The sequence below is a fragment of the Nocardia sp. bgisy134 genome (genome assembly GCF_057708325.1).
The window spans coordinates 83776-102565 of sequence record NZ_JBYIRW010000014.1; the positions used below are offsets into that span (position 1 = coordinate 83776).

At 70.5% G+C, this 18790-nt stretch carries 19 protein-coding genes and 1 pseudogene; 10 read left to right on the forward strand and 10 right to left on the reverse strand.

What is annotated here, in order from left to right:
• Together AC3ERS_RS23910 and AC3ERS_RS23915 are read right to left on the reverse strand one after the other, a co-directional pair.
• The gene (locus tag AC3ERS_RS23910) at nt 1-336 is read right to left on the reverse strand and encodes a type VII secretion target (protein WP_431970307.1); all 336 of its coding nucleotides are present in this window, start codon (nt 334-336) and stop codon (nt 1-3) included.
• 101 nt (nt 337-437) lie between these two features.
• On the reverse strand, nt 438-995 hold the full coding sequence (locus AC3ERS_RS23915; protein ID WP_431970308.1) for a YbaB/EbfC family nucleoid-associated protein: 558 nt from the start codon (nt 993-995) through the stop codon (nt 438-440).
• Nucleotides 996-1175: 180 nt separating this feature from the next.
• Here AC3ERS_RS23915 and AC3ERS_RS23920 point away from each other — a divergent pair, with 180 nt between their 5' ends.
• Complete coding sequence (locus AC3ERS_RS23920) at nt 1176-1958, forward strand: VOC family protein (protein ID WP_431970309.1); 783 nt, start codon at nt 1176-1178, stop codon at nt 1956-1958.
• A 6-nt stretch (nt 1959-1964) separates the two neighbouring features.
• On the opposite strand, the gene AC3ERS_RS23925 is transcribed toward AC3ERS_RS23920, so the two are convergent.
• The 5 genes from AC3ERS_RS23925 to AC3ERS_RS23945 all read right to left on the reverse strand — a co-directional run bounded on the left by AC3ERS_RS23925 (nt 1965) and on the right by AC3ERS_RS23945 (nt 5723).
• Complete coding sequence (locus AC3ERS_RS23925; RefSeq protein WP_431970310.1) at nt 1965-3686, reverse strand: urease subunit alpha; 1722 nt, start codon at nt 3684-3686, stop codon at nt 1965-1967.
• On the reverse strand, nt 3683-4018 hold the full coding sequence (locus AC3ERS_RS23930; RefSeq protein WP_431970311.1) for an urease subunit beta: 336 nt from the start codon (nt 4016-4018) through the stop codon (nt 3683-3685). The genes AC3ERS_RS23925 and AC3ERS_RS23930 overlap by 4 nt, the downstream gene beginning before the upstream one ends.
• 9 nt (nt 4019-4027) lie before the next feature.
• Nucleotides 4028-4330 carry an urease subunit gamma gene (locus AC3ERS_RS23935; RefSeq protein ID WP_431970312.1) on the reverse strand — a complete coding sequence of 101 codons (303 nt, stop codon included), beginning with the start codon at nt 4328-4330 and terminating at the stop codon, nt 4028-4030.
• Between the two features lie 80 nt (nt 4331-4410).
• Nucleotides 4411-4857 carry a PaaI family thioesterase gene (locus AC3ERS_RS23940; RefSeq protein WP_431970313.1) on the reverse strand — a complete coding sequence of 149 codons (447 nt, stop codon included), beginning with the start codon at nt 4855-4857 and terminating at the stop codon, nt 4411-4413.
• Between the two features lie 44 nt (nt 4858-4901).
• On the reverse strand, nt 4902-5723 hold the full coding sequence (locus tag AC3ERS_RS23945) for a carbonic anhydrase (RefSeq protein ID WP_431970314.1): 822 nt from the start codon (nt 5721-5723) through the stop codon (nt 4902-4904).
• 611 nt (nt 5724-6334) lie between these two features.
• Between AC3ERS_RS23945 and AC3ERS_RS23950 the strand changes: the two genes are divergently transcribed.
• Nucleotides 6335-7009, forward strand: a complete 675-nt coding sequence (locus AC3ERS_RS23950; RefSeq protein ID WP_431970315.1) for an MspA family porin — start codon at nt 6335-6337, stop codon at nt 7007-7009.
• A gap of 67 nt (nt 7010-7076) precedes the next feature.
• Nucleotides 7077-7751 (forward strand): MspA family porin, encoded by a 675-nt coding sequence (locus tag AC3ERS_RS23955; protein ID WP_431970316.1) that lies wholly within the window; start codon nt 7077-7079, stop codon nt 7749-7751.
• 73 nt (nt 7752-7824) lie between these two features.
• On the opposite strand, the gene AC3ERS_RS23960 is transcribed toward AC3ERS_RS23955, so the two are convergent.
• The 3 genes from AC3ERS_RS23960 to AC3ERS_RS23970 form a co-directional block, all read right to left on the reverse strand.
• The gene (locus AC3ERS_RS23960) at nt 7825-9219 is read right to left on the reverse strand and encodes a sensor histidine kinase (protein ID WP_431970317.1); all 1395 of its coding nucleotides are present in this window, start codon (nt 9217-9219) and stop codon (nt 7825-7827) included.
• Nucleotides 9206-9910: a response regulator transcription factor gene (locus AC3ERS_RS23965; RefSeq protein WP_431970318.1), complete on the reverse strand. Its 705-nt coding sequence runs from the start codon at nt 9908-9910 to the stop codon at nt 9206-9208. The genes AC3ERS_RS23960 and AC3ERS_RS23965 overlap by 14 nt, the downstream gene beginning before the upstream one ends.
• A gap of 221 nt (nt 9911-10131) precedes the next feature.
• On the reverse strand, nt 10132-10842 hold the full coding sequence (locus tag AC3ERS_RS23970; RefSeq protein WP_431970319.1) for a hypothetical protein: 711 nt from the start codon (nt 10840-10842) through the stop codon (nt 10132-10134).
• Nucleotides 10843-10967: 125 nt separating this feature from the next.
• Here AC3ERS_RS23970 and AC3ERS_RS23975 point away from each other — a divergent pair, with 125 nt between their 5' ends.
• From AC3ERS_RS23975 to AC3ERS_RS24005, 7 genes and pseudogenes are all read left to right on the forward strand, one after another.
• A complete protein-coding gene (locus AC3ERS_RS23975; protein ID WP_431970320.1) occupies nt 10968-12014 on the forward strand; it encodes a FecCD family ABC transporter permease in 1047 nt (348 codons plus the stop codon).
• A gap of 40 nt (nt 12015-12054) precedes the next feature.
• Nucleotides 12055-13176: a FecCD family ABC transporter permease gene (locus AC3ERS_RS23980; protein WP_431970321.1), complete on the forward strand. Its 1122-nt coding sequence runs from the start codon at nt 12055-12057 to the stop codon at nt 13174-13176.
• Nucleotides 13173-14006: an ABC transporter ATP-binding protein gene (locus AC3ERS_RS23985; RefSeq protein ID WP_431970322.1), complete on the forward strand. Its 834-nt coding sequence runs from the start codon at nt 13173-13175 to the stop codon at nt 14004-14006. Before AC3ERS_RS23980 ends, AC3ERS_RS23985 begins: the two co-directional genes overlap by 4 nt.
• A gap of 100 nt (nt 14007-14106) precedes the next feature.
• Complete coding sequence (locus tag AC3ERS_RS23990; RefSeq protein ID WP_067778283.1) at nt 14107-14499, forward strand: BlaI/MecI/CopY family transcriptional regulator; 393 nt, start codon at nt 14107-14109, stop codon at nt 14497-14499.
• Nucleotides 14500-14578: 79 nt separating this feature from the next.
• The gene (locus AC3ERS_RS23995; protein ID WP_431970323.1) at nt 14579-15517 is read left to right on the forward strand and encodes a M56 family metallopeptidase; all 939 of its coding nucleotides are present in this window, start codon (nt 14579-14581) and stop codon (nt 15515-15517) included.
• Nucleotides 15518-15646: 129 nt separating this feature from the next.
• Nucleotides 15647-17014: pseudogene (locus tag AC3ERS_RS24000) on the forward strand (DEAD/DEAH box helicase); the annotation flags it as partial.
• 729 nt (nt 17015-17743) lie between these two features.
• Complete coding sequence (locus tag AC3ERS_RS24005) at nt 17744-18586, forward strand: DMT family transporter (RefSeq protein ID WP_431970324.1); 843 nt, start codon at nt 17744-17746, stop codon at nt 18584-18586.
• Nucleotides 18587-18790: the final 204 nt, after the last annotated feature.

The following is an 18790-nucleotide window of genomic DNA, read 5'->3' on the forward strand; positions in this document are numbered from 1 at the left end:
CTACACCTTCTCTTCGATCTGCTCGCGCTGCCGGTCCGTCTCGTTCTTGCGGCCCTCGTCCAGGTTCTGGAACGAGTCCGCGGCGAACCGCAGCTTCGGCGGCAGTTCTTCGGCGTCCTCGGTCACGACGCGCAGGCGCTCGGTGATGCGGTCGTGCAACGGGTTCAGGATCGATCGCGCGTAGGGGCCGACCAGCGTGCCGTAGCCGTCGTCGGCGTGCGCGAGATACTCGGCCGCCTCCCGCGCCATCGAAAGCCCTTCGAGCACGGCGTCCACCTTCGCGGCGTGGTCACGCATCCCGCCGGGATCGACCGCGATATCACCGGGATTGCCCATCTACGTCCCTCCAGTTGCCGTTTCCGTGCCTGCCGCAGGCGGCGGCCCACTGACTATGACGCGGTCACGGCACATTCGGTTCCGACAGAATTCCGTCGGGCTCACTCCAGCCAGGACTTGCGGCGGTAGTACAGGTCGTCCTCGTCCGGTTCGTCCGGCGTGAATGTCTGATCGCGGTCGGGCTTTCGGCTGCCATGGGGTGGCTGGGACGGCTGAGCGGGCGCTGGCGGTGGGGCGTAGGCGGCGGGCGGCGTATACACCGGCTCCGCGTGGGCCGGCGGCGCGGCGGGTCCGGGATCGGGGAAGCGCTCGGCGTACTGGCCGACGATGGCCTGGCCCGCACCGTCGTCGCCGACCATGTCGTGGACGAGATCGGTGACCTGGTTGCGCAGGCGGGCCTGGGCGCGGCGGGTGCAGGCCATGAGCTCGGCGGCGACGGCGGCGGGGTCCATGCCGCGGGTGGCCGCGGCGAGGGTGATGCCGGTGGTGACGCCGTTGGCGTCGACCGTCACGCTGATCCGGTTGTCGGCCGAGCTCTCGGTGACCGACAATGCCACCATTCTGCCTTGCAGGTCCTGATATTTCTGCGCCGTACGTTGCAGATTCTCGGCCCACCGAGCCAATTCGTCGGCGGCCTGGCTCGGGTCGTTGCCCAGCACTCGCGTCCCCTTCCACGCAGTGACAGTTCGGTCGCCCGGGCGTCGGAGAGATCACCCGGACCGTTCGTTCGCAGCACCTTACCCAGCCGGACGTGACGCGGCCGCCACGGGGCGCGATGATTTTCCCGGCCGAACGCCGTCGGTATCGGTGTACGACAACGACACGTCGAGGAGATCACCATGCACGCTGCATTCGCCACCGGCGCCCCCTGCTGGTTCGATGTCACGACCCCGGATATCCCGGCCGCCGCCGAGTTCTACACCGCCCTGTTCGACTGGACCGCCGAGGATCTGGGCCCCGAGGCCGGCCACTACACGCTGCTGCGCCAGGGTGACGCCCAGGTGGCGGGCATCGCATCGGCGACAACGCCGGACGGCAGCACCGTTCCGTCGGCCTGGACGCTGTATTTCGCGGTGTCCGACGCGGCGGCCACCGTCGCGGCCGCGCGGGACGCGGGCGCGGCCGTCTTCTGCGAACCCATGGACGTCTTCGGGCAGTTGACCTTCGCGGTGCTCACCGATCCGGCCGGCGCGACCTATGCGATCGCGCAGCTGATCACCCATCCCGGTACCCAGAACTGGGGCGCGATCAACGGTCCGTGCTGGGTGGAGTATTCCGCGCCGGGCGCGCCCGCCGACGCGATGGCGCATTACGCCGAGGTGCTCGGCTGGAAGTACACCAACGCCGCCTGGGAGACGGCGGCCGAAAACCCGTACCAGGCAGTCTCTCCCGGTGCGGGCGGGCACGAATTCGGCGGGGCGCACCACGCCCAGCCCGGCGAGCCCGCACCCTTCTGGTCGATGACCCTCCGCGTCGCCGACGTCGACGCCGTGGTCGCTCGCGCCGCGGAACTGGGCGGCAAGCTGCTCGCCGAGCCGCAGGACATGCCGGGTCCCTCGCGCGTCGCCGCGCTCGCCGATCCGGCCGGGGCCGCCTTCGCGATCATGTCGTTCGGCGCCTGAGACCGGTCAGAAGAGGAAATACCGCTGGGCCATGGGCAGTTCCGTCGCGGGCTGCTCGGCCCAGACCTCTCCGTCGATGCGGACGGTGAAGGTGTCCGGGTCCACCTCGATGTGCGGCATCGCGTCGTTGAGCGGCATGTCGGACTTGGTCAGCTGGCGAACATCCTTGACGGGCACCAGCTTTCGGCGCACCGCCAGGCGATCCGCCAGACCGGATGCGACGGCCTGCTCGGAGACGAAGTGCAGCGAGGTGGCCGCGGCGACGGGCGCGGCCGCGCCGAACATCGGGCGGGGCAGCACCGGTTGCGGGGTCGGGATGGAGGCATTCGCGTCGCCCATCGCCGCCCAGGCGATCGCGCCGCCCTTGAGCACGGCGTGCGGGCGTACGCCGAAGAACGCCGGGTCCCACAGCACCAGATCGGCGAGCTTGCCGACCTCGACCGAGCCGATCTCGTGGTCCATGCCGTGTGCGACCGCGGGACAGATCGTGTACTTGGCGACGTAGCGGCGCACCCTGGCGTTGTCGGCGGCGCCGTCGCCGGGCAGCGACCCGCGACGGCGCTTCATGACGTGCGCGGTCTGCCAGGTGCGCAGCACCACCTCGCCGATCCGTCCCATCGCCTGCGAGTCGCTGCCGATCATGGAGATGGCGCCGAGATCGTGCAGCAGGTCCTCGGCGGCGATGGTGGACGGGCGAATCCGGCTCTCCGCGAAGGCCAGATCCTCAGGAATGGCCGGGCTCAGGTGGTGGCACACCATGAGCATGTCCAGGTGCTCGTCGAGGGTGTTGACGGTGTGCGGACGGGTCGGGTTGGTCGAACTCGGCAGCACGTTGGAATGCGAGGCGACGGTGATGATGTCCGGCGCGTGCCCGCCGCCCGCTCCCTCGGTGTGATAGGCGTGGATACCGCGCCCGGCGATGGCGGCGAGGGTGTCCTCGACGAAGCCGACCTCGTTCAAGGTGTCCGAGTGCAGCGCCACCTGCACGCCGGAGGCATCCGCGACCCGCAGGCAGGCGTCGATCGCCGCCGGTGTCGAGCCCCAGTCCTCATGCAGCTTGAAACCCGCTGCGCCCGCGCGCAATTGCTCCCACATGGCTTCTTCGCTGACGGTGTTGCCCTTGCCGAGCAGCGCGATGTTCAGCGGCCAGTGATCGGTGGCCTCCAGCATGCGGGCCAGATGCCAGGCGCCAGGGGTGACGGTGGTCGCCTTGGACCCCTCGGCGGGCCCGGTGCCGCCGCCGACGAGCGTGGTGATGCCGCCGCCGAGCGCTTCGTCCATCAGCTGCGGGCAGATGAAGTGCACGTGGCAGTCGATGGCGCCCGCGGTGAGGATCCGGCCGTTGCCCGCGATGATCTCGGTGGACGGGCCGACCACCAGGTCCCGGTGCACGCCCGGCATGGTGTCGGGGTTGCCCGCCTTGCCGATGCCGCAGATGCGTCCGTCGCGAATGCCGATGTCGGCCTTGATGATTCCCCAGTGATCGATGATCACCGCGCCGGTGATCACGGTGTCCGGCGCGCCCTCGGCGCGGGTCGCGCGGGACTGGCCCATGGATTCGCGCAGCACCTTGCCGCCGCCGAACACGGCCTCGTCGCCCGCGAGACCCGGTCCGCCGCAGCGGTCTTCGGTGATCTCGACGATCAGATCGGTGTCCGCCAAGCGGATTCGGTCGCCCACCGTCGGTCCGAACAGTTCGGCGTAGCGGGCCCTGCTCAGCGCGGTCATCGCGCCCCCTCGGTGTTCGACGGTTCGTTCAGCCGTCCCGGCGGCGTCAGGCCGATGCCGTGTACCTCGCGGGTCCCGCCCAGCGGAACCAGCGAAACCCGTTGGCCGAGGCCAGGTTCGAAACGCACGGCGGTGCCGGCGGGGATGTCCAGCCGCCGCCCGTACGCGACGACGCGGTCGAAGTCGAGCGCGGCGTTGGCCTGCGGGAAGTGCACGTGACTGCCAACCTGCACGGGCCGGTCGCCGGTGTTCACCACGTCGAGCGTGATGCGGTCGCGGCCCGCGTTCAGCTCGATCTCGCCCTCGGCGCAGAAGTATTCGCCAGGAATCACGCGGGCCGCCTAGGCGATCGGGTGGTGGACGGTGACGAGCTTGGTGCCGTCCGGGAAGGTCGCCTCCACCTGCACGTCGTGGATCATCTCCGGCACGCCGGTCATCACATCGTCGCGTCCGAGCACGGTGCGCCCGGACGACATCAGCTCGGCGACGGTCCTGCCGTCGCGCGCGCCCTCGAGCACGTGATCGGTGATGAGGGCGACCGCCTCGGGGTGGTTGAGTTTGAGCCCGCGTGCCTGCCTGCGCCTGGCCAGCTCGGCGGCGTAGCTCAGCAACAGGCGCTCCTGCTCGTGCGGCGACAGTCGCATCGGGGCTCCTCACCGGTCGGTGGACGGGTGAGGGCCATTCTGGCACGCCCGATCCCGCGTCGCCGCTCGACGGCGCGGGCTCAGTCGCGCTTGGGCAGGTTCTGCAGACGCACCTGGCCGCGGGCCACCACCCGCCGCTGCTCGTCGGTGATCACGACCTGCCACAGCTGCTGGGTGCGGCCCTGGTGGACCGGGGTCGCCTCACCGTAGAGGATGCCCTCGCGCACGGCGCGCAGGAAGTCGGTGTTGTTGTTCACGCCGACGACGGTGCCGCGCTCGCCGTACCAGAAGCCGCCGCCAATGCTGGCGAGCGTCTCGATGACGGTGCAGTACACGCCGCCGTTCTGGATGCCCGCCGGCTGGTAGAGGTGCGGCTTGACGACCCACTCGCCGCGCACCCGCTCCCCGCTGAGCTCGGTGTAGCGCAGGCCGATCAGGTCCGCGAAGGTGCCCTCGCTGAGCTCGTTCATCATCTCCGGCGTGACATCGGCCAGCGAACGTACGGCCCCGGTCTCCTGTTGCGTCATGACCCCCAGCTTTACACCACACGAAACCGCCGGGCGCAGCGGGTTCAGTTCCCGGCCAGCGTGATGGTCCGGCCGTTCAGCGGCTGGGTCGGCCGGTTGCTGTGCGCGAACAGCCCGCGGTAGAGCTCGACCTCGCCCGGCGCGACCGTCACCGGCGTGCTCAGCACCGTCCACGACACGCCCTCGCTGCACGGCGGCGTGGTGAGCGAACCGTTGTAGCGGAACTGATCCCGGATGGCGGGCAGGAACGCCGACGGATCCAGCGGGCCGCCGAAATCGACGGCGGCATCCGAACTCTTCGGTGCGGCGGCGAGGATCGGCCCGAACACCGACGCGCCCGCACCCGCCTCCATCAGCACGCCGAGCACGGCGATCCGGCCCGCGGCGTTCTTGTGCACCAGGTGCAGTTCCATCGCCGCGCCGTGGCCGTCGACGGTGTGCTCGCTGGGCAGATGGAAGTGGAACTGGAGCAGATCGTAGGGCTGGCCCGCGACGAGGATGCGGTTGCCGCTGCCCGCGGGGAGCTCGGCCTGGACGGTATGACCGTTGTTGATCAGCCGGACCCCCGATATCGGCCGGTAGTCGACGTCGATGTGGTCGGCGGGATCGATCCGGGCGGACCCGGACAGGTCGACCGGCGACTGCTCGTGGCCGCTGCGACAGGTCAGGAAGTCGTGGTCCAGGTCGGCCCAGTGATCGGGCCCCTCCGCGTCGTAGTCCCAGTGCGCGGGGACGTGCGGGGACGGGCTCTCGACATGACTGCGCAACCCGGGCTGTTCGGCGCTACAGGAGAGCGCGGCCAGCAAGGCGGTCGCGGTGAACAGCGCGGCCAGCGAGCGCGACCGGAACGAACGGTGAACGAACACAGCGGGTACAGCTCCTCGACATCGACACACACGATCCCGACACGCGTCCGGACGGATCGGTACTCGGCGGTGGTCGACGCGCCGGTCTGTACGGTTTGCGACGAATATCCCTTTGGGTCAGGGGATCTCGCGACTCGTGTCGGAGCGACAGCGTAGGACCGCGCTGATTCGACACGCCAGGGTCGCCGAGGGCGAAAAATGTCACATGACACACGGCCGGGAAACAGCGTGTTGCCAAGTTAGGTAAGCCTGACCTATACTTAGGACGGCGTCAGGATCGAGCGAGTCCCGAGGGCTGCGGTGACCCCGATCCACTGCCGCGACGGGCTCCACGTCACCACGTGGGGCCCGTCGCTCTTTCTTTCCCGCGCCGTCGATCTCACCGCCGTCGTCGCGAACTTCCTTCTGTCACAGCACATGTCGACTTCGTGTCGGCCGTCGACACACGATCGCAAAGAACTGGACACGCGACCGCCGGGGAACGTTCATCGGCGCGGGCGACGCCGGTTCATCGGTCGGACAACGCGACTCGACAAGCTCGGGTGCACCTCGCGGAGGCGGTGACGCCTCGAACGCCGAGGCGCACCGTCCGAGATCTGATGAGGGGAAGTATGAGCATGAATCGCTCCAGCGGTCTGCGCGGCGTCGGCCGTGTCGCCGGCGTCGGCGCCGCCGCGGCCGTTGCCATGGGCCTGCTGTCCACCGGCGCCGCCGACGCGGACACCTTCGTGCCACTGCCGAACGGCGAGCGGGTCGGGCCGGGCGTCACGATCGCCAGGATCGGTGAGCGCGCGGTGATCTCGCCCTCGCTGGCCGCCAACGGCGCGGGCCGGGTCGCCTGGGTCTCGGGCACCGTCACCGCGGACGTCACGGTCACCCCGGAGGGCAAGGTCGGCCCCAACAACGGTCCCGCCAACGGACCGGGCAGCAACAACTCCTCGACGCACGGCGCCTCGCAGCTGAACACCGGCTACATCGTCGGCTGCCAGGTGGCCATCGGCGACGACGCGATCAGCGCGGGCCTCTCCGGCGGCATCGATCTCAGCGGCGGCAGCCTCGGCGGATCGATCGGCCTCGAGCTCGGTCCCGGCCAGGTGAAGTTCGTGCAGATCGACTACAAGGACATCCTGAAGCCGGGCGTCTACTCGGTCGAGTACCAGGACGTGGAGATCGAGATCCAGGGCTGCGCGGGCTACGCCCAGGCGCGCGCCTACACCGTCGTCGAGATCGTCGGCGACCACTACTCCAAGACCACCCTCTACGGGATGCCGTTCAGCATCGGCTGATTCCGGCAGTGGTCCACGAAACACTCTCGCGCTGAAGCGACTTCGACCCCGGAGGGGCAACACCACAATGATCGATCGCAAGAGCATCGCACGAGCGGCGGGCCTCGGGGCCGCAGCCACTCTCGCGATGGGCCTGTTCTCCACCGGCGCCGCACACGCCGACACCTTCGTGCCGCTGCCGGGCGGCCAGATCACCAAGACCCTGTCCGACGGCACCGTCGTCACGGTGCGCTTGGTCGGCGAATCCGCCACCATCAGCCCGTCCCTCGGCTCGACCCCGGTGCATCGCAACACCTGGGTGTCGGCCAGCGCGCAGGTCGAGCTGTCCGGCTCGAATGCCAAGGGCGGCAAGATCTACCCGGGCTACGTCGTCGGCTGCCAGGTCAACATCGACGGCGGCGGCGTCGAGGGCGGCGTCACCGGCGAGCTCGACTGGAGCGGCGACCAGGTGGAGGGGAACGTCGGCGCCGAGAGCGGCGGCGAGCTCTCGCTCGGCCCCGGCCAGGCCAAGTCGTTCTATGTCCTCGACATCGAGGAGGCCGACGACTTCGGCAACGAGTCGCACGAGCGGCGCAACAAGTTCAAGGGCACCACCGGCAGCGTCACCTGGGCGGACGAGACCATCGGCCTGACCGGCTGCGGCGGCTACGCGCAGGCGCGCTCGTTCGTCAAGGTGAAGGTCGAGACCACCAACGTCATGTCGGTGATCACGCTGTGGGGCCGGCCTTTCAGCATCGGCTGATCCACGATCGGCACCACCGGGGCCCGGCGTCGTCACGCCGGGCCCCGCTCGTTCGTTCGGCCGCCGTGCGATCTCATGACGAATTCGTGATCGCCGCCGCGGGCAGCCACACGACGAAACGGGCGCCGCCCCCCGGTCGTTCCAGGCAGGCGATACTGCCGCGGTGCGCGGCCACAGTCTCGGCGACGAGGGCGAGCCCGATGCCGGTGCCCGCCGTCGAACGCCGACCGGTGCGGACGGTCGCGAAGCGCTCGAAGATGCGCGCGCGGTCCGCTTCCGGCACACCGGGACCCGCGTCGTCGACGGTGAGCACGGCGCGCAGGCCCTCCTTCCCGACGCGCACCGCGACGACACCCTCGCCGTGCCGGTCCGCGTTCTCCAGCAGATTCGCCACCGCGCGCTCCAGCTCGATCTTGCGGCCTTCGACGACGACGTCGTCCTCGACGTCCAGCAGCGCGCTGTCGTAGGCGCGCGCCGCCAGGGTGTTGGTCAGCAACTCCGTGAGCGAGAGCGGCTCCAGGTCCGAGCGATGAATGCCCGCCTCCGCCCTGGCCAGCGCGAGCAGATCCTCGAGCAGCCGCCGCAGGTGGTCGAGTTCGGCGTTCACCAGGCCCAGGGCCTGGCGCGACCGCTCGGGCAGCTCCTCGGCGTTCCTGGTCAGCACGGCGACGCCGGTGGTCAGCGTGGTGAGCGGGGTGCGCAGCTCGTGGCCGATGTCGGAGACCAGCCTGCGTTCCCGTTCGATGCGCTGCTGCAGTGCGTCGACCATGGCGTTGAACGCGTCCACTGTGGTCGACAGATCCCGGTCCCGCGAGCGCGGCAGCCGGATCTCGTGCTCGCCCGCGGCGAGGCGCGCCGCGGTCCCGGCCACCTGGCGCAGCGGCTTCAGCGCGTGCCTGCTGGCCCACACCCCCAGCCCCGCGCCGATCGCGACCGCGGCGAGCCCGCAGATGATCAGCACGTTGCGCAGCATGCGCAGGGTGGCCTCGAGTTCGGCCAGCGGCGCGAATTCGTAGAGCACGCCGCCCTTCTCGCCGAGCGCCACCCCGGTGCGCAGGTACGACCGCCCGTCCAGGGTGACGCGTTCGGTGGGACCGGGACCGCGCCTGCCGTGCCCCCGGGGCAGCACCACCGCGGGGTCGGCGTCGAAATCCGGGTCGCTGCTGAACCATTCGGAATTCCACCGCAACAGCAGCACCGTGTCGGCGGGCGGGTTCAGCGCGCCGAGCGCGGCGGCGCCGGTCGCGCCCGGTTCGTCGAGCAGTACGCCGAGCATTTCGGCGTGCGCCTCCGCGCCCCGTTCCACCGCGCGGACGCGCTGGGATTCCATGTAATCGCGCCCGATCAGGAACACCGCCGCCACCAGGATCAAGGCCACCAGGCTCGCGCTCGACGCGAAAGCGAAGACGACGCGCCCGCGCAGACTCCGCAGCGGGATCGGCGCGCAGCGGCGATCACTCCTGGACATCGAGGCGATAGCCGAGGCCGCGCACGGTGACGATCAGGCGAGGGTCGGAAGGATCGCACTCGATCTTGGTGCGCAGCCGCCGCATGTGCACGTCGACGATCCGCTCGTCGCCGAAGAAGCCGCGGTCCCAGACCCGGTCGAGCAACACGGCGCGGCTCAGCACGAAACCCGGGTTCTCGGCCAGCTCACAGAGCAGCCGGAACTCGGTCAGCGTGAGACGCAGGTCGTCCCCGCCGCACCGGGCGATGCCGCGCCGCGGCGAGAGCACAACGCGGCGCGCGGCGTCCAGCAGAATGTCTTGCGGCGCATCACGTTCGGCGGTCAGGCCCGCGCGCCGCCGCAGCGCCCGCATCCGGGCGGTGATCTCCTTGACCTCGAACGGCTTGGTGACGAAATCGTCCGCGCCCGCCTCCAGCGCGGCCACTACGTCGTGGGTGTCGTCGCGGGCGCTCACCACGATGATGGGCACCTGGTGGTCGCGCCGGATCTCCCTGATGCAGGTGAAGCCGTCCATGCCGCCGAGCATCAGGTCGATGATCATCACGTCCGGTGCGCCGTTGTCGCGCAGGTGATCCAGCGCCGATTCCGCGGCTTCGGCCTCGGCGACGTCATAGCCCTCGTCCTCCATCGCCAGCCGCAAGGCGGTCCGCACCCGGTCGTCGTCCTCCACGATCATCAGCTGCGTGCTCATGCTTTCGCCTCACCGGCGCTCGGCTCCGGCATGCGCACAGCCCGCAGGCACATGATTCGCTCACCGCGTTCACTCATGCCTTCGCCTCGCCCCTCCTCGCGCTGACAATCGGCCTTTCCCGGACACCGTCGCGCCGCGTCGGCATCGGCCGCGGTTCACCAGCGCGCAACGTACCCGGCGCAGGTGACGACGAAACGGACGCGCGGCGAACGGCGGTGGACTCAGCGGACCAGACAGGCGGTGCGCCGGACCGGCAGCCCGCGTTCCTCCAGCGCGAGCAGCAGACCCTGGCCGCGGCGGGCGCCGTCCTCGGCGTCGGTGCGGGCCAGAGCGGGCACATAGGTCGACGCGCCGACGAGGGATTCGCCCACCAGCGACCAGAATCGGCGCGCGCTGAGCCCGGAGCACCTGGCGAGTCCCTGCTGGATCAGCGTCAGCGAGGGCTCGCAGCGGTGGGCCAGCCAGACGAACATGGCGCGTTCGCAGGGCAGCGTCACGACACCCGGCCGCCCGGCCGAGCGTTCGCCGTCGATCACCCGAATCGTGGTGTCCTCCAAGCCCGCCCAGTCGATGCCGCCGTCGTTGTCGTGGTGCACCCACAGGTTTTCCAGGCCGGGATCCCAAGCCTTGCCCTCGGCGACGAGCAGCGCGGCCACCCGGCCGATCACCGCGTGGATGAGCGCGGTCGCGACCACCTCGGCCGCGGTGTCGGCGCTGATCATCTCGGCGGCGTGGCGCCGGTACATCAGCTCGATCCGGCCCTCGCGCAAGCCTTCCGACAGCTTCCACCACCGGCGTTTGCCCTGATCGGCCATCGCGGCAACGGCATACACTCGCGGGTGCTCCGGCTGCAACGCCCGCAGCCGGGCACAGGCGCGACCGAACGCCGCCTCGGCGTCGCGGGCCTGGCGGGTTGTCAATGGCTCGAGCATCGAACCTCCTCGGGGTCGGCTCCTCATAGAAGTCGAGTTCGGAAGATAGGTTAGGCTTACCCAACCTGGCAAGCCCAGGGCTACGTGAAGTCGGCACCACATCGAGTCAGGAGCAGTTCGTCGCTGTGACACCCCTTGGCACCGTGAGGCGGCGTCGCCTGACCGGTCTCGTCCTCTTGTTCGCGCTGCTCGCGCTCGCCGCGGTGGCCAGCGTCGCGCTCGGTTCCCGGTCGCTCGCGCCCGGCACCGTCTACGACGCCGTGCGCGATGCGCTGGCCTGCCAGGGCGGACCGTTCAGCTGCCCGGCGCAGACCGTCGAGGAGCAGATCGTGCGGTCGCTGCGGCTGCCGCGCACGGCGCTCGCGGTGGTCACCGGGATGGCGCTCGGCATCACCGGTGCGCTGATCCAGGGCTACACCCGCAACCCGCTCGCCGACGCCGGCCTGCTCGGACTCAATTCCGGCGCCGCGTTTCTCGCCGCGCTGAGCATGTACCTGTTCGGCTTCACCATGCCCGAGCAGTACATCTGGTTCGCCTTCGCCGGAGCGCTGCTGACCGGACTCGCCGTCTTCGGGTTCTCCTCACTCGGCAGCGGCAAGGCCAGCCCGCTCAGCCTGGTGCTCGCGGGCGCGGCGCTCACCGCGTTGCTCCAGGCGATGACGAATGCCATTGTGCTGCTGGACCCCGCGGCCCTGGACACCTATCGATTCTGGGTGGTCGGCGCGGTCGCTGGGCGCGACGCCGAGGTGTTCTGGCAGGTGCTGCCGTTCCTGGCGGCCGGGCTCGTACTCGCCGTCGCGGCCGCGCCCGGACTCAACCTGCTCACCCTCGGCGACGAGGTGGCGCGCGGGCTCGGCGTGCACATCGGCCGCAGCCGCGCCCTCGGACTCACCGCGGTGGTGCTGCTGTGCGGCGCCGCGACCGCCGCCGTGGGACCGATCGCCTTCCTCGGCCTCATCGTCCCGCACCTGGCGCGGATGGTCACCGGGCCCGATTTCCGCTGGCTGGTGCCGTATTCGGGGGGCATCGGCGCGCTGCTGTTGCTCGTCACCGACACCGCGGGCAGGCTCGTCGCGCGGCCGGGCGAACTCCAGGCCGGCGTGATGCTGGCCGCCGTCGGCGCCCCGTTCTTCATCGCGCTCGTGCGCCGTCGAAAGCTGGTGAACCTGTGAGACTCGGCTCCTCCGCCTTCGCGCCCGCCAGGAGGACGCGGTGAACGTCGACGTGAAAACCGCCGTCCGACCGCCGGATTCGGCCGGACTGCGCCGGGTGCGCCCCGCCCTGCGACTCGGCCCGGTGTCGCTGGTGTTGCGACCGGCCATGGTCGCGATCGTGCTCGTGCTCGCCGCGCTCGCGTTCGCGCTGTTCTGCGTGGACATCGCCGTGGGCGACACGCACATTCCGATCGGCCGGGTCCTCGACGTGCTCTCCGGCGGCGGGAGCCGATCGCAGCGCTACATCGTGCTCGACTCGCGGCTGCCGCGCGCGCTCACCGCGCTCGTCGTCGGCGCGGCGCTCGGACTCGCGGGCGCGATCACCCAATCGATCCTGCACAACCCACTGGCCAGCCCGGACATGCTCGGTATCACCACCGGAGCGAGCCTGGGCGCGGTGTCGGTGCTCGTCGCCTCCGGCGGCGCCACGACGGGCTTCGCGGCCACCTTCGGCGCGCCGCTGGCCGCGCTGCTCGGCGGACTGCTCACCGCCGCGGCGATCTACGTCCTGGCGCTCGGTCGCACCGCCACCGGCGAATTCGGTGCGACCGGCCTGCGGCTGGTGCTCATCGGCATCGGCGTCAACGCGCTGCTCATGGCTGGTATCAACTGGGTGCTCACCCGCGGGACCTGGCAGGACGCCGCCCGCGCCCAGCTGTGGCTGACCGGATCGCTCAACGGCGCGGACCGTGACCAGCTCGTCCCCGCGGCGCTGGCGCTGGCGATCGTCGCGCTGGTCGCGGTGGGTTCGGCGCGCACCCTCGCCGCGCTGCGACTCGGCACCGAGACCACCAGGGTGCTCGGCGTGCGCATCCAGACCCAGCAGGCCATCCTGATCGGCGCCTCGGTGGTGGCCGCCTCCGTGGCGACCGCGGCCGCCGGTCCGATCGCGTTCGTCGCGCTGGCCGGGCCGCAGGTCGCGCGGCGACTGCTGCGCACGCCGGGGGAACCATTGATCGGCTCGGCGTTGATCGGTGCCATCCTGGTGGTCGGAGCGGACGCGGCCGCGCGGACGCTGTTCCCGGTGGACCTGCCCGTCGGCATCGTGACCGCCGGATTCGGCGGACCGTTCCTGCTGTACCTGCTCGTGCGTATGAATCGGAAGGCGACCCTGTCATGACCGTCACCACCACCGCCGCCGCGCACCAGCTGGCCGCCGAGGGCATCAGCCTCGGCTATGGCGACCGCGTCATCGTCGACGGCCTCACCCTGGACATCACGCCCGGCGTGATCACCACCGTCATCGGCCCCAACGGCTGCGGCAAGTCCACCCTGCTGCGCTCGCTCGGCCGCCTGCTGCGGCCGCGGACCGGGCGAATCCTGTTGGACGGCAAGGCCATCTCGTCGATGAAGACCAAGGAAGTCGCGCGCGTGGTCGGCATGCTGCCGCAGACGCCGGTCGCGCCGGAGGGCCTGACCGTCGCCGACCTGGTCGCGCGCGGCCGTCATCCGCACCAGTCCTGGATCCGGCAGTGGTCCGCGGCCGACGAGGCCGAGGTGATGACCGCGCTCGAGCAAACCGGCATCGCCGATCTTGCCGACCGCGCGCTCGACGAGCTCTCCGGCGGCCAGCGTCAGCGCGCCTGGATTTCCATGGCGCTGGCGCAGGGCACCGACATCCTGTTGCTCGACGAGCCGACGACCTACCTCGACCTCGCGCATTCGCTCGAGGTCCTCGATCTGGTCGACCGGCTGCACGACGATCTCGGCCGCACCGTGGTGATGGTGCTGCACGATCTGAACCTGGCCATTCGATACAGCGATCAGCTGATCGTCATGCGCGCCGGACGGATCGTCGCGCAGGGCAGTCCGGCCGACATCGTCACCGCCGCGCTGCTGAAAGAGGTCTTCGGGCTGGACGCGTCCGTGCTCGAGGACCCGGTGTCCGGCAGGCCGATGATCGTGCCGATCGGTACCCGGCACGTGCTGCCCGGCGCATCGGCGGAATAATTCATCCGGTTCGCGAGGTATGACCAATACCACATAGCAACCGGACAGTTACGACGGGGTGTAGTACGCATCCTTGTCGTTGTGTCCGTAAACTTGGGGGATGGCAGGACTCGGTGAACTCGAGAAAGCGGTCATGGACCAGTTGTGGTCGAGCGACGAACCGCAAACCGTCCGGCAAGTGCACGAAGCGCTGGCCGCGCGCCGCGAACTCGCGTACACCACGGTCATGACCGTGTTGCAGCGACTCGCCAAGAAGAATCTGGTGGTCCAGCGGCGCGACGATCGCGCGCATCGGTACGCGCCCGTGCACACCCGGGACGAATTGGTCGCCTCGCTCATGGTCGACGCGCTGCAACAGGCCGACGCGGCCGGTAGCCGCGCCGCCGCGCTCGTGCATTTCGTGGAGCAGGTCGGTCGCGACGAAGCGGATGCGCTGCGCGAGGCACTCGCTAAGCTCGAAGCATCCGAAGGCAATCAACCACCGCCCAAGTAGTATCGGGGATGGCCGTTCGGCCCCCGGCCCTCACAATGCCGTGAGCGCGCCGGTCCCCACAACGCAGTGAGCTGAGTCGATGAACGCAACCGCGCCGGTCTTCGCCGGTCTCGCCTTGCTTCTCGCGGGGCCCGCCCCTGCGCTGCTCAGCCGTGCGACCTGGCCGTACCGGACACCGCGCGCCGCGCTCGTGCTGTGGCAGGCCATCGCGCTCGCGGCCGTGCTCAGCGCCTTCGGATCCGGGCTCGCCATCGCCGCCGAGCTGCTGGTGCCCGGACCCGACGGACGCCCGACCACCTCCCCCACCAGGGAGATCGATGCCCTCGGTCTGCCCCTGTGGCTCGCCTACGTCACCGTCTTCGCGCTGACCCTGCTGATCGGCGCGCGACTGATCTTCTCGGTGATCCGCGTCGGGGTGCACACCCGCAGGCGGCGGGCCAGGCACCGCATGCTGGTCGACCTGCTCGACCAGAGCGGCCCGCACCGGCGCGCGCACGACATCCGCGTGCTCGCCGCCACCGAACCGATCGCCTACTGCCTGCCTGGCCTGCGCCAGCGGGTCGTGCTCAGTGCGGGCACGCTCACCAACCTGGACCATTCCGAGGTCACCGCCATCGTCAGTCACGAGCGCTCGCACCTGCGGGCCAGGCACGATCTGGTGCTCGAGGCGTTCACGGCCGTGCACGAGGCCTTTCCCCGGGTGGTGCGCAGCAAGGCCGCGCTCGGCTCGGTGAAGCTGCTCATCGAGTTGCTCGCCGACGATTCCGCGGTCAAGATCACCGGACCCAAGCCGCTCGCGCGGGCGCTGGTTGCCTGCGCGAAGTCGACCGCGCCGCAGGGTGCGCTGGCCGCGGGCGGACCGACCACGCTGATTCGCATCCAGCGGCTGAGCGGCCGGATCGGTGATCTCCGCGTGGCGTCGGTCGCCTATCTGGGGTCGGTCGCCATCCTCGTGGTTCCCACCTTGGCCGTCGCGGTACCCTGGCTGGTCGAACTCAGTCGGTTGTTCAACCACTGACCTCGCCGATCCGGCGTCACACCGGTCGCCCCTACTGCATCTCACTTCGGGACGTCGCCGTCCACCACCACGCCCGTTCGCGCGCCGATCACGCGCGCGCACGTCGACACACGAAAGGCCGTCAACCCTTTGACTCCCTCGCCCGCCGCCGCGGCGCCCAGCGTCACCTTCGCTGACCTGGGCCTGCCCGTTCCGCTCGTCCAGGCTCTGCGCCGCGACGGCATCGAGGCGCCCTTCCCCATCCAGGCCGCGACGGTCCCGGACACCCTCGCGGGCAAGGACGTGCTCGGCCGCGGCCCCACCGGTTCCGGCAAGACGCTGGCGTTCGGACTACCCATGCTGGCCCGCCTCGCGGGCGGCGCCGCCAAGCCCGGCCGTCCGCGCGGATTGGTGCTGGTACCCACCAGGGAGCTGGCCGCGCAGATCGAACGCGCACTCGACGAACCCGCGCTCGCCCTCGGCCTGCGCATCGCCTCGGTGGTGGGCGGCGCGCCGATCAAGCGGCAGGCCGACCGGCTGGCCCGCGGAGTCGACCTGCTCATCGCCACCCCCGGCCGGTTGCAGGATCTGATCCTGCAGGGCTCGGCCGACCTGTCCGAGGTGGTGATCACCGCGCTGGACGAAGCCGACCACATGGCCGACATGGGCTTCCTGCCGCAGGTCACCAAGCTGCTCGACCGGACACCCAAGGACGGTCAGCGACTGCTGTTCTCGGCCACCTTGGACGGTGAGGTGGACAAGCTGGTCAAGCGCTACCTGCGCTCCCCCGTCACGCATTCCACCGCGCCGCCGTCGGCCGCGGTCACCACCATGTCGCACCACCTGCTGTACGTGCACAAGGCCGACAAGCGCGCCGTGGTCGCCGAGATCGCGTCCCGCGACGGGCTCACCATCCTGTTCGTGCGCACCAAGCACGGCGCCGACCGGCTCGCCAAACAGCTGCGCGCCTCCGGCGTCGCTGCGGGCGCGCTGCACGGCGGTAAAGCGCAGAACAACCGGACCAGGACGCTGGCGGCCTTCGCCGACGGCAGCGTGCCCGTACTCGTCACCACCGACGTCGCCGCCCGCGGCATCCACGTGGACGGCATCTCCCTCGTCGTGCACGTCGACCCGCCCGCCGAACCCAAGGCCTACCTGCACCGAGCGGGCCGCACCGCGCGCGCGGGCGAGGACGGCGTCGTCGTCACCTTGGTCACCGACGCCGAGCGCACCGACGTGGAGAAGATGACCCGCAAGGCAGGGGTCGACATCGAGGGCGTCGAGATCACGCCGGGCGACAAGCGGCTGGCGGCGATCACCGGCGCGCGTCGGCCGTCGGGAATTCCTGTCACTTTGCCCGGCGCTGCCGCAGCGAAGGTCGAGGGGGCCGGGGGCGATGGGCGTCGCACCGAGGCCAAGGCGAAGTCCACCTCGCGCCGCGCCGGCACCGAGGCGAAGACCGGTAGGCGTCGCGCCGCAGCCGAGGCGACGTCCGACGGGCGATACGTCGGTGCCGAGGCGAGATCCACCGAGCGCCACGCCGCGACAGAAGCGAAGTCCGACGGGCGTCGCACCCGCGCCGAAGTGAGCTCGACCGCGCGCCGATCCGCCGCCGAGGCGACGTCCTCCGGAGAAACTCCCGCCCCACGCGGGCCGGGACGGCGGTCCCGCGGCAACCGTTCGACCACTCCCGCGGCAGGGCGCGCGAATCACGCCGCAGGCGCGCGCTCGACCGAAAACCGCCGCACCACAACCGAACCCGCACGCCGATCGACCACGGACGGCACATCGACCGCACACACCGGCCGACGCCGCAACGAAGCCCCCGACCGCGGCGCGCCCCGCGCCGACGGCTCGACCCCGGTCCCCCGCACCCGCGCCGGACGCCGCTCCGTCGAAGCGCGAGACACCACGGGCCACCACCACGCCACCGGCGGGCGTCGCCGACGGGCCAACTGATCCGCGCGCCACGCCCAGGCGCCTTCCGCACACCGCCAACGCGTCCTCACACTCCTTCCGCACGCCTCACATAGACACCGACAGCGTGAGGCGTACGAAAGACATGTGGCAGCGGGGATTCGCGCCAGTGAATGTTTGGTACGACTCGCATGGGTTCTGAGGTCTGCGAAGGGTGTGGACGGGGCGCGAGGTTGGAGACGGGGCGCGACACGCCCGGGATGCAACGGCGACGCGCCCGGGTGGAGTGGGCGGATCCGCGAGTTGGCTAATGCGGGGCAAACTGGAGTGGTGCATCATCCGTTCTGGGCCGTGGTTTGCGCGCTCGTGGCCGCGCTGTTGTTCGCGGTGGCCGCGGTGGCACAGCATCGGGCCGCCTCGGCGGTGCCGGAGGAGCACTCGCTGGTGGGGACGCTGCTGCGCAGTCCGCGGTGGTGGGCAGGGGTCGGCGGAGACGCGGGCGGGTACGCGATGCAGGTCGTGGCGCTCGCGCTGGGGGCGGTGCTGCTGGTGCAGCCGATTCTGGTGAGTGCGCTGGTGTTCGCGCTGCCGCTTTCGGCGCGGCTCACCGGTCGCCGGGTCGGGGCGCGCAACTGGGCTGCCGCACTGGCGCTCGTCGCGGCGCTGGCCTGCTTTCTCGTGGTCGGCAATCCTTCCGAAGGGGATTCGAACGCGCCGCTGGGCGATTGGATCGTCCCGCTGGGGATTCTGCTCGGCGCCGTCGGCGGCGCGGTCGCGCTGGCGCTCGGTGCGGCCGACGGCGGACTCCGCGCCCTGTTGTTCGGCGCCGCGGGCGGCGCGCTGTTCGGGCTGGCCGCCGCGCTGACCTCCTACGTCACGGATCTGTTCGAGCACGGGCTCGGCCACGTCGTCGGCAGTTGGCAAACGTGGGCGCTGGTCGCCGCGGGCTTGATCGGTGTCTACTTCCAGCAGCGCGCCTTCCAAGCCGGTTCGCTCACCGCCTCGCTGCCCGCCGTCACGATCGCCGAACCGCTGGCGGCCGCGTTTCTCGGCCTGACGGTTCTCGACGAACAGTTGCGCACCAACGGTTTCGGGATTGTGATCACCGCGTTCGCTGTGCTCGTCATGTGCGTGACAGCGATTCAACTGTCGCGCGCACAGGCCGCCGCTTGATCGACCGCATCCGCTTCGCCACAGGAGCGTCCGGTCGCAACCCTGTAGCTGAATGTGTTGAGGCACATACTGTTCCATCGATACGCCGGGCAGACGTACGTCCAATCCCTCATGCTGACACCACTCCGGCGCTGACACCATTCCGGCACAGTGCCGAGTTGCACCGCCCCCTTCGGATTCGCCATTCACCGGCCCGCCACTGAG